The 13,733-nt window shown below is 71.5% G+C and carries 12 protein-coding genes; 8 read left to right on the top strand and 4 right to left on the bottom strand.

The annotated features are described in order from the left end of the window. Nucleotides 1–50 precede the first annotated feature (50 nt). From ACXJMZ_RS02750 to ACXJMZ_RS02760, 3 genes are read left to right on the top strand one after another with little or no spacing between them, the layout of a single operon-like run. Complete coding sequence (locus tag ACXJMZ_RS02750) at nucleotides 51–2,105, top strand: thioredoxin domain-containing protein (RefSeq protein ID WP_457028355.1); 2,055 nt, start codon at nucleotides 51–53, stop codon at nucleotides 2,103–2,105. A gap of 27 nt (nucleotides 2,106–2,132) precedes the next feature. Then, complete coding sequence (locus ACXJMZ_RS02755) at nucleotides 2,133–2,972, top strand: GNAT family N-acetyltransferase (protein WP_457028356.1); 840 nt, start codon at nucleotides 2,133–2,135, stop codon at nucleotides 2,970–2,972. A gap of 45 nt (nucleotides 2,973–3,017) precedes the next feature. After that, nucleotides 3,018–3,938, top strand: coding sequence for a hypothetical protein (locus tag ACXJMZ_RS02760; RefSeq protein WP_457028357.1), 921 nt, complete (start codon nucleotides 3,018–3,020; stop codon nucleotides 3,936–3,938). Here ACXJMZ_RS02760 and ACXJMZ_RS02765 read toward each other — a convergent pair. Beyond that, a complete protein-coding gene (locus tag ACXJMZ_RS02765) occupies nucleotides 3,935–4,864 on the bottom strand; it encodes a hypothetical protein (RefSeq protein WP_457028358.1) in 930 nt (309 codons plus the stop codon). The genes ACXJMZ_RS02760 and ACXJMZ_RS02765 overlap by 4 nt on opposite strands. Before the next feature lie 251 nt (nucleotides 4,865–5,115). Here ACXJMZ_RS02765 and ACXJMZ_RS02770 point away from each other — a divergent pair, with 251 nt between their 5' ends. The 3 genes from ACXJMZ_RS02770 (at nucleotide 5,116) to ACXJMZ_RS02780 (ending at nucleotide 7,062) form a co-directional block, all read left to right on the top strand. Continuing rightward, on the top strand, nucleotides 5,116–5,754 hold the full coding sequence (locus tag ACXJMZ_RS02770) for a papain-like cysteine protease family protein (protein ID WP_457028359.1): 639 nt from the start codon (nucleotides 5,116–5,118) through the stop codon (nucleotides 5,752–5,754). Between the two features lie 13 nt (nucleotides 5,755–5,767). Next, a complete protein-coding gene (locus ACXJMZ_RS02775) occupies nucleotides 5,768–6,604 on the top strand; it encodes a hypothetical protein (RefSeq protein WP_457028360.1) in 837 nt (278 codons plus the stop codon). 179 nt (nucleotides 6,605–6,783) lie between these two features. Then, on the top strand, nucleotides 6,784–7,062 hold the full coding sequence (locus ACXJMZ_RS02780; RefSeq protein ID WP_457028361.1) for a hypothetical protein: 279 nt from the start codon (nucleotides 6,784–6,786) through the stop codon (nucleotides 7,060–7,062). Here the strand turns inward: ACXJMZ_RS02780 and trhA are convergent. Continuing rightward, nucleotides 7,033–7,698: a PAQR family membrane homeostasis protein TrhA gene (trhA, locus tag ACXJMZ_RS02785; RefSeq protein ID WP_457028362.1), complete on the bottom strand. Its 666-nt coding sequence runs from the start codon at nucleotides 7,696–7,698 to the stop codon at nucleotides 7,033–7,035. The two genes, ACXJMZ_RS02780 and trhA, sit on opposite strands and share 30 nt — an antisense overlap. Nucleotides 7,699–7,966: 268 nt before the next feature. Here trhA and ACXJMZ_RS02790 point away from each other — a divergent pair, with 268 nt between their 5' ends. After that, nucleotides 7,967–9,796, top strand: coding sequence for a phosphoenolpyruvate carboxykinase (GTP) (locus tag ACXJMZ_RS02790; RefSeq protein WP_457028363.1), 1,830 nt, complete (start codon nucleotides 7,967–7,969; stop codon nucleotides 9,794–9,796). Nucleotides 9,797–9,904: 108 nt separating this feature from the next. Here ACXJMZ_RS02790 and ACXJMZ_RS02795 read toward each other — a convergent pair whose 3' ends face one another. After that, nucleotides 9,905–11,119 carry a pyridoxal phosphate-dependent aminotransferase gene (locus ACXJMZ_RS02795; RefSeq protein ID WP_057227282.1) on the bottom strand — a complete coding sequence of 405 codons (1,215 nt, stop codon included), beginning with the start codon at nucleotides 11,117–11,119 and terminating at the stop codon, nucleotides 9,905–9,907. A gap of 83 nt (nucleotides 11,120–11,202) precedes the next feature. On the opposite strand from ACXJMZ_RS02795, the gene ACXJMZ_RS02800 reads away from it, so the two are divergent. Beyond that, nucleotides 11,203–11,817: a prepilin peptidase gene (locus tag ACXJMZ_RS02800; protein WP_457028364.1), complete on the top strand. Its 615-nt coding sequence runs from the start codon at nucleotides 11,203–11,205 to the stop codon at nucleotides 11,815–11,817. 96 nt (nucleotides 11,818–11,913) lie between these two features. On the opposite strand, the gene ACXJMZ_RS02805 is transcribed toward ACXJMZ_RS02800, so the two are convergent. After that, complete coding sequence (locus ACXJMZ_RS02805; protein WP_457028365.1) at nucleotides 11,914–13,530, bottom strand: chitinase; 1,617 nt, start codon at nucleotides 13,528–13,530, stop codon at nucleotides 11,914–11,916. Nucleotides 13,531–13,733: the final 203 nt, after the last annotated feature.

Raw genomic sequence — 13,733 nt, forward strand, 5'->3', positions numbered from 1 at the left:
TGCCCCGGGCCTGACCCCGTGGGGGCGTGCTGATGCGCAAGGATGGGGGCATGCCGAACCGTCTCGCGGACGCGACCTCGCCGTACCTGCAGCAGCATGCCGACAACCCGGTGGACTGGTGGCCCTGGGGGCCGGAGGCCTTCGAGGAGGCGGCGCGGCGGGGGGTGCCGGTGCTGCTGTCGGTCGGGTACGCGGCGTGCCACTGGTGTCATGTGATGGCCCATGAGTCCTTCGAGGACGAGGCGATCGCCCAGTACGCCAACGAGCACTTCGTCGCGGTGAAGGTGGACCGCGAGGAGCGGCCCGACGTGGACGCGGTGTACATGGAGGCGGTGCAGGCGGCCACCGGGCAGGGTGGGTGGCCGATGACGGTCTTCCTGACGCCGGAGAAGGACCCGTTCTACTTCGGGACGTACTTCCCGCCCGCCCCCCGGCACGGCATGCCCGGCTTCCGGCAGGTGCTGGAGGGGGTCAGTGCCGCCTGGCGGGACCGCCGGGACGAGGTCGGCGAGGTGGCCGAGCGGATCAGGGCCGACCTGGCCGAGCGGGCCTCGGTGTACGGGGTCGGCAGCGGGGTCCACCAGGTGCCCGGCGCCGAGGAGTTGGCCAAGGCGGCGGCCGAGCTCGGCCGGAGTTACGACGACAAGCGCGGCGGCTTCGGCGGCGCGCCCAAGTTCCCGCCGTCTATGGCGGTGGAGTTCCTGCTCAGGCACCATGCGAGCACCGGCTCGGCCGAGGCGCTGGAGATGGCTCGGCACACCTGTGAGGCGATGGCCAGGGGCGGGATCTACGACCAGCTCGGCGGCGGCTTCGCCCGGTACGCGGTGGACGCCGACTGGGTGGTGCCGCACTTCGAGAAGATGCTCTACGATAACGCCCTGCTGCTCCGGGTCTACCTGCACCTGTGGCGGGCCACCGGCGACGAGCTGCCGCGCCGGATCGCGCTGGAGACCGCCGGCTTCCTGCTCGCCGAACTCCGCACCCCCGAGGGCGGGTTCGCCTCCGCGCTGGACGCGGACAGCCTGGATGCGGCCACCGGCAAGTCCGCCGAGGGCGCGTACTACGCCTGGACCCCGGAGCAGCTGGTCGAGGTGCTGGGCGCCGAGGACGGTGCGTTGGCCACCGTGCTGTTCGAGGTCACCGGCACCTTCGAGCACGGCTCCTCGGTGCTCCAGCTGCTCTCCGACCCGGTGGACGAGGTGGCCTACCAGCGGGTCAGGGACCGACTGCTGACGGCGCGTCGGACGCGGCCCGCACCGGCCAGGGACGACAAGGTGGTGGCGGCCTGGAACGGTCTGGCGATCGCCGCGCTGGCCGAGACCGGGGCGCTGCTGGAGCGGCCGGACCTGGTGGAGGCCGCCGTCCGGGCCGCCGATCTGCTGCTCGCCGTCCACCTGACCGAGGACGGCCGCCTGCTGCGCACCTCCAGGGACGGCCGGGCCGGGGCCAACGCCGGTGTGCTGGAGGACTACGCGGACACCGCCGAGGGATTCCTCGCGCTGTACGCGGTGACCGGAGACGCGGAGTGGCTCGGGCTGGCCGGCGGGCTGCTCGACACCGTGCTGGGTCACTTTGTCGACACTGCGTCAGGCGCCCTGTACGACACGGCGGACGACGCCGAGGAGCTGATCCGCCGCCCGCAGGACCCGACCGACAACGCCACCCCCTCGGGCTGGACCGCCGCCGCGCAGGCGCTGCTCACGTACGCCGCCTACACCGGCTCCGAGCGCCACCGGACCGCCGCCGAGCGGGCGTTGGGGATTGTCGGCGCACTGGGCAGCCGGGCGCCCCGGTTCATCGGCTGGGGTCTGGCCGCCGCCGAGGCGCTGGCCGACGGTCCGCGCGAGGTCGCCGTGATCGGCCGACCCGAGGTCGCCGAGACCGCGCTGCTGCACCGGACCGCCCTGCTCGGCACCGCGCCGGGCGCCGTGGTGGCGGTCGGTGAGCCGGGCTCGGCGGAGGTGCCGCTGCTGGTGGACCGGCCGCTGCTGGACGGCGAGTCGGCCGCGTACGTCTGCCACCACTTCAGCTGTGACGCCCCGACGGCGGACCCGGCGGAGCTGGCCGCCAAGCTGGGCGTACGGGTCGGAAATCTTGGTGCGTGAGCGTCCGGTGCTCGGACACAATGCCCCATGACCTGGACTCTCAGCTCCTCCCCGGCCGAATTCCGCGCACAGGCCGGTGACTTCCTGGCCGCCCACCCGGCCGAGAACACCGTGCTGCTCACCCTGCTGCACAACCTCACCGAGGGCGGCCCGCACGTCTACGGCCCGGCGGATCCGCAGTTCGGCTGGTGGCGGCCCGCGCCGGACGCCCCGGTGGTCGGCGCCTTCGCGCGGACCCCGCCGTACCCGCTCCGGCTGAGCCTGATGCCGGAGCGGGCGGCCGCCGAGCTGGCGGCGGCGCTGGCCGGGGTGGAGGTGCCCGCGGTGGGCGGCGGGGTGGCCACGGCCACCGCCTTCGCGGCGGCGAGGCCGCAGGAGTCCACCGTCACCTCCAACGAACGGCTTTACCGGCTGGGTGAGTTGGTCGATCCCTCGCCGCTGCCCGACGGGACGGTCCGGCTCGCCACGGCGGACGATGTCGAGCTGCTGGTGGAGTGGTTCGGCGCCTTCGTCGCCGAGGCGGAGCTGGCCATCCCGAACGAGAACCACCGGCCCACGGTCGAACGGCGGACCGCCGGTGGGCATCTGCACATCTGGGAGCACCAGGGCACCCCGGTCTCGTTCGCCGCCGTCAGCCCGGTGATCGCCGGGATGTCGCGGATCGGCCCGGTGTACACGCCGCCGGAGCACCGGGGGCGGGGGTACGCGAGCGGGGTGGTCGCGGCGGGGTCGGCGCACGCACTCGCGGCCGGGGCCGAAGAGGTGTTGCTCTACACGGACCTGGCCAACCCGACCAGCAACTCGATCTACCAGAAGCTGGGTTACCGGGCGGTCGAGGACTGCGTCAGCCTGAGTTTCGAGGTCTGACGCCGGATTGGGGGCGCGGGGCGGGCACCACTAGGATCCGGGGCCATGACGAGACGCGGCCTGGCGCTGGCCTTCGCGATACCCCTCTCCGTGCTGCCGGGTGCCGACGTGGCGCACGCGGAGGTCTGCACGTCGATGGCCACCGGTACCTACCGGACCGACGGCGTGTACGGCCAGATCCCCCAGGTGCGGATGGGCGGCTCGCGGACGGTCGACAACGTGCTGACCCTGGACGCCCCGGACCAGGCATCAGCCGTGTTCCAGCTGCAGATCGTCTCCGTGGACCAGCAGACCCCCGGACCGGCGCCGTCCGCCCGGCTGAGTGTGGACGGCGGCCCGGCGCACGGCTTCTCGTTCACTTGGCAGCCGCCCCGGATAGCCGGGACCATGGGCAGCTGGGTCTCCAACGAGGTCCAGTTCGGCGGCCTGTCGCGGGGCCGGCACGTGCTGCACGAGACCCTGTCGATGCCCGTCGGCAGCCCGAACGGGGTGTACGAGCTCGGTGCGATGGTGGCCCTCGGGCCGTGCTCCATGATCACCGTCAGCAAGCTGGGCGGGGTGAGCTTCTCCTTCACCGGCGGCAGCCCGGCCCAGGCGGCCACCCCGGCCCCCGGCGGTACGACCCGGAAGCCGACCCCTCGGGCCACACCGACCGCCATGCCGACGTCGAGCCCGCAGGCGACGGCGAGCCCGACCCCGGTGCCGAGCCCGACCACTGAGGCACCGTCACCCACGCCGACGCCGAGCGCGAGCCCGACCCCGGTGCCGAGCCCCACGCCGACGGTCACGCCGCCCCCGAGCCCGACCCCGGTCACCCTGGCGGTCACCCCCGTCGGCCACAGCGGTTCCGGGCTGCCGTGGGCGCKGGGCGCCCTGGTCGCGGTGGCCGGGCTCGGGGCGGGTGGGGTGTTCGTGGTCCGGCGCCGACGCGACGCTGCGGCGGGCGGTGCGCAGGACGGTTTCTAGTCCCAGTCCCACCGGATGCCCAGCAGGCACGGGGTCAGGGCACTCGCCACCAGGTGCACACAGTGGTGCCCGTCCAGGGTCAGCTCCTCGGTCTCGTACGGGTCCTCGCCCGGGGTCCGGGAGGCGAAGCGGTGGCAGCGCACGGGCAGTGCGTCGGGGTGGAAGGTGACCTGGAGGACGTACTGCCCGGCGCCGGAGTTGAAGCCGCGGATGTACTCGCAGCTCGGCCCGGCGGCGGGGGCGTCGTCGAAGCCGTAGCCGAGCAGGTGGGTGTCGCCGGTGCGCAGCCGGCGGTCCAACAGCAGCTCGGCGACCAGCATTTCGGCATCGGGGTCGCGGCGGATCCGGCCGGGGCGGCAGTTCTCCTCGGCCCGGACGGCGACCCGGGTGATGTCGCAGCCCGGGTCGCCCTGATAGAGCGCCAGATAGCGGTCGATGCCGTCGCGGTGGGCCCGCAGGGCGTGTTGGGAGTCGCGGCGGACCATCTGCCGGTCGGCACCGATCCGGACCCGCTCGATGTGCGTGACGGTGTGCAGGCCGGTGTCGGGCGGGCCGGCGATGGTGGCGAGCAGACCGTCCACCGCGGCGGCGGGGGCGATCAGGTCGCGGTAGGGGCGGGTGGCGGGTGAGGCCGGTCCGGTGGGGGCCTGGCGGGGGCCGAGCAGCCGGGTGAGGGAGTGTTCGGGGAGCTCCAGCACCTCCTCCAACATCCGTACCGCGCGCAGGGATTCGGCCCGTTCGGGGCGTCTTCGGCCCTGCTGCCAGTAGCTCAGGCTGGTGACGCCGACCTGGACGCCGCGTTGGGCGAGGTGCTGCCGGAGTCGGTTCAGGGCGAGTCCGCGCGCGCTGATGGCGGCGCGCAGTGCGAGGTGGAAGGGCCCGGTACGGAGTACCGCCGCCAGCTCGGGCTGGGCGGTCTGCTGCATGGCCGGCTCCCGTCTGCCTGCTTGACCGTGAATATTCACACGGACGCGGCGAGTTGTCACCAGTCAGGACGGATTCCCGGCCCCCGAGCGGGAGTTCCGTTCACACCGTACGCGGGCCCGTTCACACCCGGCCGGGGCGGCCGACCAGGTCCGTTGACCGGGACACGGCACGGGCCGATGCTCTGTCCACCGCGTCCGGACGCGGTCCCCCACATCCCCTCTCCTGCGGACTCGCAAGGAGGAGAAATCCCATGCCAACTTCTCGGATACGCCTGCGTCGGGCGGTTGCCGCCCTCGCGCTCGGCATCCTCGCCCCGGCCCTCACGGTGGTCACCGCCGCCCCGGCACCCGCCGCCTCGATCCCGCACGTCCAGCCGGCCTCGGTCACCCCGGGCGCCGTCTCGGCACTGGCGGCGCGCAAGCTCAACATCACCATGCAGTCGCAGCAGCAGACCAACTGGTGCTGGGCGGCGAGCGGCAACACCATCGCCACCTACTACGGCTACACCTACAGCCAGAACCAGTTCTGCAACGTGGCCTTCAACCGGTCGGTGAACTCGACCTGCCCCAACAACCAGGCCTCGCTGAGCAATGTGCAGACCGCACTGAGCTGGATCGGCATCAACCCCGGCTCGTACGTCAACGGCTACCTGCGCTACACCACCGTGCAGACCGAGATCGACGCCAGCCGCCCGATCGAGACCCGCATCCAGTGGTCCTCCGGCGGCGGTCACATGCACGTGATCTACGGCTACGACACCGCGAACAACTGGGTGTACTGGGGCGACCCGTGGCCCTCCAGCTACCGCTACAACTGGGCCGACTACTCGTACTACGTGAGCAACAGCTCGTTCTCCTGGACTCACTCCCTCTACCGGATCGGTGCGTGAGGAGATGACCGACATGCGTAGGTACACCCACCGCCTCGCGGCCGTCACCGCGCTGGCCGCCACCCTCGGCCTGGCCCTCGCGCTCCCCGCCCAGGCGGCGGAGGGCGGCGCCCCGGCCCCGGCCCCGGTCGCCGCCGCCGAGCTCTCGGCGGCCCGCAGCACGGCCGAATCCCCGGCCGTGCTGGCACAGTTGGGCCGGTTCTTCGCCCGGAAGGGCGTGCCGCCGACCACGTCGCTCGACCTCAGCCCGGCCGACGAGGCCCGGGCCGCCGCACAGGCCGCACCCCGGCTGAGCGGTGCCACCGTGCCGGTCTACACCCTGGACCCGGCGTTCGTGGCGGGCACCTCAGGAGCGGCCGTGGCCAAGGCCGAGTTCGTGGCCAGCAAGGTGGTCGCGGCCGACGGGCAGACCGCCTCGGTCTGGACCGTCAAGCAGGACAGCAGCTGGCGGGTCGTCAACATCGCCACCGGTGGCGACGAGACCGACTACGCGGCGCAGGCCGCGGGCACCGGCGGCGGCACGGTCTTCCGGGAGCCGCAGCTGAACGCCTGGTACGTGCTGCGGGACGGCCGGGTGCTGCCGCTGGACGACGACGCCGTGCGGTCGGTCGGCCAGGCCGGCGTCACCCTGACCGCCTACCAGCAGCTGGTGCACCAGCGGTACGGCGACAAGCTGCCCGGTTCGGCGTACGACCGGGCGGGCAAGGGCGGTGGCTACGAGACGGCCGGCCCGGCTGCGGAGCCGGACGGCCTGCCGCCGCTGACGGCGGGGGTGGCGGGCGCGGCCCTGGCAGTCACCGCCCTGATCGGGATCGGCCTGGCGGTTCGCCGCAGCAGGCAGGACGGCTGATCCAGCGAACCAGGAGGGTGGCCCGGGAAATACCCGTGCCACCCTCCTGTCGTGTGCCTCCGGTGAGGGCCCACCTGTTTGATTTGACGAACCGTTGACCCCTCGTTCGCCTGGCCGCCCGACCGGTATGTCACCGTGTGTGGTGTTGAGTACCCGGCGGGTGGCTGGAGGGGGAGCAGATGGCGGCGCGGGGAGTGCGGGTCGAGGGCGCGCTGGTGGGCGTGGCCGCCGCGCTGGCGGTGGTGCTGGCGTACGTGTTCGGCGGCCCGCAGCTGGTCTGGATCGTCGCGGCGGCCGAGGTCGCCCTGGTGATGCTGGACGTGGCCCGCCGGTTCCGGGTGCGCGGCCACGAGCGGCCGAGCGCGGAGGGGCCGGAGGGTGCGCACTGCGAGCGCTGCCGGCGGGCCAGGGAGCGGCTCGACGGCGGCTCAGTTGGCGACGCTGTACGCCACCAGTGAGATACCGACGTACTGCGCGATGAACGCCCCCAGGGTGAAGGCGTGGAAGACCTCGTGGAAGCCGAACCAGTGCGGTGACGGGTTCGGCTTCTTCAGTCCGTAGACCACCCCGCCCAGGCTGTAGAGCACACCGCCGACGATCAGCAGGGTGACCACCGCCGCGCCGCCCGCCTGCAGGAACTCGGGCAGGAAGAACACCGCGGCCCAGCCGAGCGCCAGGTAGCAGGGCGTGTAGAGCCAGCGCGGCGCCCCGACCCAGAACACCCGGAACGCGACCCCGGCCAGCGCTCCGCCCCAGACCAGCCAGAGCAGCAGCTGCCGCTGGCCGCCCTCCAGCAGCAGGATGGTGAACGGGGTGTACGAGCCCGCGATGATCAGGAAGATGTTCGCGTGGTCGAGCCGGCGCAGGATCGCGTCGCCGCGCGGCCCCCAGGTGAAGCGGTGGTACACCGCGCTCACCCCGAACAGCAGCCAGGCGCTGACCGAGTAGACCGCGCAGGCGATCCGGGCCTCGGTGGAGTCCGCCAGGCAGATCAACACGATTCCGGCGGCCAGCGCCGCCGGGAACATCCCCGCGTGCAGCCACCCACGCCATTTGGGCTTGATCTCGACCGATGCGTCCGTCATGGCCAACATGCTACCTACGGTTCCGTAGGTTACTGGGACGTAGGTAGTGACGGTCACCACTTTTGGACGTTATGGAGTATTGGATCGAGGTTGCCTGAGGGTCCGGATCGGACGGTGGAGCCTTGTTACTCACCAGTACTTAGCCAAGATGGCGCAAAAGTTCGGTAGAAATTGCCATCTTGCCGAATTGGGGCCTTGAGGCCGGAGCTACGGTGTAACCACCCTCAACCCCCCGCGACGCCGTCTCCTAGCCGAGATGGCGTGAAACGGAGCGATCGTGTCGTACGAGAACTCTGCTCTCAGCGCATCCGCGCCCACCCGCCACAAGCGTCTGCTGGCCTGGGTGAGCGAGATCGCGGAGCTGACCCAGCCGGACCGCATCGAGTGGTGTGACGGCTCGGAGGAGGAGTACCAGCGCCTCGCCGATCTGCTCGTCGCCCAGGGCACCTTCAAGAAGCTCAACCCGGAGAAGCGCGCCAACTCCTACCTCGCCACCTCCGACCCCTCGGACGTGGCCCGGGTCGAGGACCGCACCTACATCTGCTCCGAGCTGGAGAAGGACGCGGGCCCGACCAACAACTGGAAGGCCCCCGCCGAGATGCGGGAGATCTTCACCGGTACGGACGGCCTGTTCAAGGGCGCGATGAAGGGCCGCACGATGTACGTCGTGCCGTTCTCGATGGGCCCGGTCGGCTCCCCGCTGGCGGCGTACGGCGTGGAGATCACCGACTCCGCCTACGTCGCGGTGTCGATGCGCGTGATGACCCGGATGGGTCAGGCCGTGCTCGACCAGCTCGGCGAGGACGGCGAGTTCGTCAAGGCCGTGCACACCGTCGGCGCCCCGCTGGCCGAGGGCGAGGCCGACGTGCCGTGGCCCTGCAGCACCACCAAGTACATCTCGCACTACCCGGAGACCCGGGAGATCTGGTCCTTCGGCTCCGGCTACGGCGGCAACGCCCTGCTCGGCAAGAAGTGCTACGCGCTGCGGATCGCCTCCACGATGGCCCGTGACGAGGGCTGGCTGGCCGAGCACATGCTCATCCTCAAGCTGACCCCGCCGACCGGCGGCGCGGCCAAGTACGTCACCGCGGCGTTCCCGTCCGCCTGCGGCAAGACCAACCTGGCGATGCTCCAGCCGACCATCCCGGGCTGGAAGGTCGAGACCATCGGCGACGACATCGCCTGGATGCGGTTCGGCGCCGACGGTCAGCTCTACGCGATCAACCCGGAGGCCGGCTTCTTCGGCGTCGCCCCGGGCACCGGCGTGGACACCAACGCCAACGCGATCGACACCCTGCACAGCAACACCGTCTTCACCAACGTCGCGCTGACCGACGACGGTGACGTCTGGTGGGAGGGCCTGACCGAGGAGGCCCCGGCACACCTGATCGACTGGCGCGGCAACGACTGGACCCCCGAGTCCGGCACCCCCGCCGCCCACCCGAACGCGCGGTTCGCCGTCCCGGCCGCGCAGTGCCCGACCATCGCCCCCGAGTGGGAGGACCCGGCGGGTGTGCCGATCTCGGCCATCCTGTTCGGCGGCCGCCGGGCCACCGCCGTCCCGCTGGTGACCGAGTCCTTCGACTGGCAGCACGGTGTCTTCCTGGGCGCGAACATCGCCTCCGAGAAGACCGCCGCCGCCGAGGGCACCGTGGGCGAGCTGCGCCGCGACCCGTTCGCGATGCTGCCGTTCTGCGGCTACAACATGGGCGACTACTTCGGCCACTGGCTGAAGCTGGGCGCGCAGGCCGACGCCTCGAAGCTCCCGAAGATCTACTACGTGAACTGGTTCCGCAAGAACAACGCGGGCAAGTTCGTCTGGCCGGGCTACGGCGAGAACAGCCGGGTGCTGAAGTGGATCGTCGAGCGCCTGGAGGGCATCGGCGCCGGTGTCGAGACCCCGATCGGCGTGCTGCCGACCGTCGAGGGCTTCGACCTCAAGGGCCTGGACATCCCGCAGCAGGACCTCGACCTGCTGTTCTCGGTGGACGCCGACATCTGGCGCCAGGAGGCCGCCCTGGTGCCGGCCCACCTGGAGCTGTTCGGCGAGCACACCCCCAAGGCACTCTGGGACGAGTACGAGGCGCTGGTGCAGCGCCTCGGCTGACGCGGCAGAGACAGCTACGGCCGGAGCCTCGGCCGGACGATCCTCCCCCGACCAAGAGGGGATCGTCCGGATCGGGACTCCGGCCGTAGCTGTTTTCCGCAGTGGCACTCAGGGCTGGACGTAGCCGGACAGGAAGTCGCCGATCCGGGTGACGGCGTCGGTGATCTCCTCCGCCCGGGGCAGCGTGACCAGCCGGAAGTGGTCCGGCTCGGGCCAGTTGAAGCCGGTGCCCTGGACGATCAGGATGCGCTGGGCCCGCAGCAGGTCCAGCACCATCTGGGCGTCGTCCTTGATCTTGTAGACCTGCGGGTCCAGCCTCGGGAAGGCGTACAGCGCGCCCTTCGGCTTCACACAGCTCACGCCCGGGATGTCGTTCAGCAGCTTGTAGGCCGCGTCCCGGGACTCCAGCAGCCGGCCGCCGGGCAGGATCAGCTCCTTGATGGACTGCCGGCCGCCGAGCGCCGCCGCCACCGCGTGCTGGGCGGGCATGTTGGCGCAGAGCCGCATGCTGGCCAGCACGGTCAGGCCCTCGATGTAGCTGCGGGCCCGGTTCCGGTCACCGGAGAGCACCATCCAGCCGGAGCGGAAGCCCGCCACCCGGTAGGACTTGGACATGCCGTTGAAGGTGACGCAGAACAGGTCGGGCGCCAGGGTGGCGAGCGGGATGTGCACCGCGTCGTCGTAGAGGATCTTGTCGTAGATCTCGTCCGCGTAGATCACCAGCTTGTGGCGGCGGGCGATCTCGACGATGCCCTCCAGGATCTCCAGCGGGTAGACCGCCCCGGTCGGGTTGTTCGGGTTGATCACCACGATCGCCCGGGTCCGGTCGGTGACCTTGGCCTCGATGTCCGCCAGATCCGGGTACCACTCCGACTGCTCGTCGCAGCGGTAGTGCACCGCGGTACCGCCGGACAGGCTGACCGAGGCCGTCCACAGCGGGTAGTCCGGCGCCGGGACGAGCACCTCGTCGCCGTCGTCCAGCAGCGCGGTCATCGCCAGCTGGATCAGTTCGGAGACCCCGTTGCCGAGGAAGACGTCCTCGACCGTGAGGCCGTGCAGGCCGCGCTCCTCGTAGTGCATCACCACCGCCCGGCGCGCGGACAGCAGACCCTTGGAGTCGCCGTAGCCGTGCGCGGAGGAGAGGTTCTTCAGGATGTCCTGGAGGATCTCGGGAGGCGCGTCGAAGCCGAAGACGGCGGGATTGCCGGTGTTCAGCTTGAGGATGCGATGCCCCTGGTCCTCCAGTCGCATCGCCTCATCGAGCACCGGGCCGCGGATGTCGTAACAGACATTGGCAAGCTTGCTGGACTGGATGACCTGCATGCCAGGTAACTTTACGACCGATGCCGCTGGAATCCTCACGTGCTTTTGCACACAACGTCACGTCGGCCTGCCAGGCTGGTGCCGTGATCGCGATTCTGGGTGGGGKGGCGGTGGGGCTCGCGCTGACTCCGGGGGTGCGCCGGGCGGTCGGCCGGTACGCGGTCCCCTATGAAGGGGAGCCCGCCGCCCGCGCGCTCTCGCTGCCGACGGCCGCGCTGGTGTCGGCGGGGGTCGGTGCGGCGGTCGGCGCCGGGTACGGCTCGGCCGGGTGGCCGGTGCTGGTCTGGGTGGCGCTGCTCGGGGTGGTGCTCGGCCTGGTCGACGCCTCGGTGCACCGGCTGCCGGACGTGCTCACCGCGACGCTGGCGGCGGGCACCGCCGTCCTGCTGCTGGTGACGGAACGTCAGTCCCTGCTGCGCTGTCTGCTCGCCGCGCTCGCCCTCGGGCTCGGTTTCGCGCTCCTCGCGCTGCTCGCCCCGATCGGCCTCGGCGACGCCAAGCTGGCCCCGAGCCTGGGCGCGCTGCTCGCGGTCACCGGCTGGGGCACCGTGCTGGCCGGGCTGGTGTACGCCTTCCTGCTGGCCGGACTCTGGGCCGTCGCCCTGCTGCTCACCCGCCGGGCCGGGCGACAGGACGCGCTGGCCTTCGGCCCTTTCCTGCTGCTCGGCACCCTGCTCGCGGTGCTGGCCACGGGCTGACGCGCCGTCAAGGGTGAGGCCCGCCGCACCTGGTGGGTACGGCGGGCCTCGGTGGTACGCGGCCCCACCCTCATAGGGCGGCGCACCGGGGAGGTGTTACGGCATGGCGTGGACGAACGGGCCCACGGTGTTGGAGAAGGCGTTGCCGTTGTTGGCGTCCCAGTTGGTCGACCAGGTCATCGCGCCGCGGATGGTCGGCCACTTGGCCGGCGGGACGAAGCTGCCGCAGTTGGTGCCGGTGGCGAGGCAGCTCAGCGCGTTGTTGACCACGCTCGGGGCCACGTAACCGCCGCCCGCCGCCTTGCTGGAGGCCGGGACGCCGATGCCGACCTGGTCCGGGCGCAGGCCGCCCTGGATCTGGGTGCAGACCTGGGCGGTGATGAAGTCGATGGTGCCCTGGTTGTAGACCTTGCCGTCGCAGCCGTTCATGCCACCCGAGTTGTAGAACTGGGTGTTCATCACGGTGAGGACGGACTTGGTCTTGAGCGCCAGCTTGAAGTACGCGCCGTCGGTGCTGTAGACGCCGATGGTCTCGGGCGCCATGGTCAGGACGAACTTCGAGCCGACCTTGGCCTGCAGGTTGAGCAGCGCGTTACCCAGGTGCTCCGGGTTGAGGCCGTTCTCCAGGTCGACGTCGATGCCGTCGAAGCCGTAGTCCTTCAGCACCGCGTAGGCGCTGTCGGTGAAGGCGGCCGCGGCGGTGGCGTCGCCGACCGAGATGGCGCCGTTCTGGCCGCCGATGGAGAGGATGACCTTCTTGCCGGCCGCCTGCTTGGCCTTCACGTCGGCCCGGAACTGGGCGTCGGTGTAGCCGCCGAGCTTGGTGGACAGACCCGGGTCGAGCAGGAAGGTGATCGCCCCGGCCTTGGTCGGGACGGAGTCCGCGAAGGAGACCGCGATGATGTCGTACGCGCTCTGCACCTCGCTCAGCTTCTGGACGGTCGCACCGTTGTCGAAGTTGTGCCAGTAGCCGGTGACCACGTGCTTGGGCAGGTCGGTGACCGGGCCGGTGGGCGTCACGGTCGGGCTGGCGCTGGCCGACGGCGAGGCCGAGGCGCTCGCGGAGGCACTCGGGGAGGCGGAGGCCGACGGCGAGGCGGACGCGCTGGGGGAGGCGGAGGCACTCGCGCTCGGCGAAGCCGACGCGGAGGCGGAGGCGGACGGGGAGGCGGTGCCGCCCGGGCCGGTCAGCGTGATGTCGTCCGCGTTGTACGCACCCTGGCCGTACCAGCCGTGCACGTACAGCGTGACGCTGCTGACGCCCGCGCCGGTGGTGAAGGTGGAGGAGAGCTGGTTCCAGCTGGACTGGCTCGACCAGGTGGAAGGGTCGGTGCCGCCGGTGCCGCGCACGCCGAGGTAGGTGTACGGGCCCTGCACCCAGCCGGCCAGCGAGTAGCTGGTGTTGGGCAGCACGCTGACGGTCTGTCGGCACTCGGCGGTGTCCGAGGCGCTGGGCGCCGCGTTCAGCGCGTACGAGCCGGAGTGGGCCGGGGTGCCGACGACGCTCGCGCCGCCGGTGCAGGTCCAGCCGTTGAGGTTCCCTCCCTCGAAGCCGCCGTTGCTCACCAGGTTGCCCACGGCGGCGTTGGCGCCGCCGGCGAACAGGGCGAGACCGGTGGCGGCCAGCGCGAGCGCGGTGGTCCCGGCCGCGAGGACGGCGGGGAGAGGGCTGCGCCGGCGCCGGTGGGACGGCTGCTGCAGCGTTCGGGCCATGGAGACGCTCCTGTGGGGGAGGGGACTTCCGGTGGCAGGGCTGGAGAGGGCGGCGACCTGTGGGGTGGTTGCTGCCCTCGGTCAAAAGCTGGACTAGACCATTGGCAAGCGTCAAGAAGTCGGCGTCGGCTTACGGGACATTTAAGGAACCGGAGACCGTTCCGTGTCCGGCGTCACATCGCCGATTTCGGGCCGTGACACCT

Source organism: Kitasatospora sp. P5_F3 (genome assembly GCF_054049135.1).

Excerpts from the sequence above, each read along its gene's own strand:
- ACXJMZ_RS02750 (WP_457028355.1), top strand. The coding sequence starts at position 51 with ATGCCGAACCGTCTCGCGGACGCGACCTCGCCGTACCTGCAGCAGCAT.
- ACXJMZ_RS02755 (WP_457028356.1), top strand. The coding sequence starts at position 2,133 with ATGACCTGGACTCTCAGCTCCTCCCCGGCCGAATTCCGCGCACAGGCC.
- ACXJMZ_RS02765 (WP_457028358.1), bottom strand. The coding sequence starts at position 4,864 with ATGCAGCAGACCGCCCAGCCCGAGCTGGCGGCGGTACTCCGTACCGGG.
- ACXJMZ_RS02770 (WP_457028359.1), top strand. The coding sequence starts at position 5,116 with ATGCCAACTTCTCGGATACGCCTGCGTCGGGCGGTTGCCGCCCTCGCG.
- ACXJMZ_RS02775 (WP_457028360.1), top strand. The coding sequence starts at position 5,768 with ATGCGTAGGTACACCCACCGCCTCGCGGCCGTCACCGCGCTGGCCGCC.
- ACXJMZ_RS02780 (WP_457028361.1), top strand. The coding sequence starts at position 6,784 with ATGGCGGCGCGGGGAGTGCGGGTCGAGGGCGCGCTGGTGGGCGTGGCC.
- trhA (WP_457028362.1), bottom strand. The coding sequence starts at position 7,698 with ATGTTGGCCATGACGGACGCATCGGTCGAGATCAAGCCCAAATGGCGT.
- ACXJMZ_RS02795 (WP_057227282.1), bottom strand. The coding sequence starts at position 11,119 with ATGCAGGTCATCCAGTCCAGCAAGCTTGCCAATGTCTGTTACGACATC.
- ACXJMZ_RS02805 (WP_457028365.1), bottom strand. The coding sequence starts at position 13,530 with ATGGCCCGAACGCTGCAGCAGCCGTCCCACCGGCGCCGGCGCAGCCCT.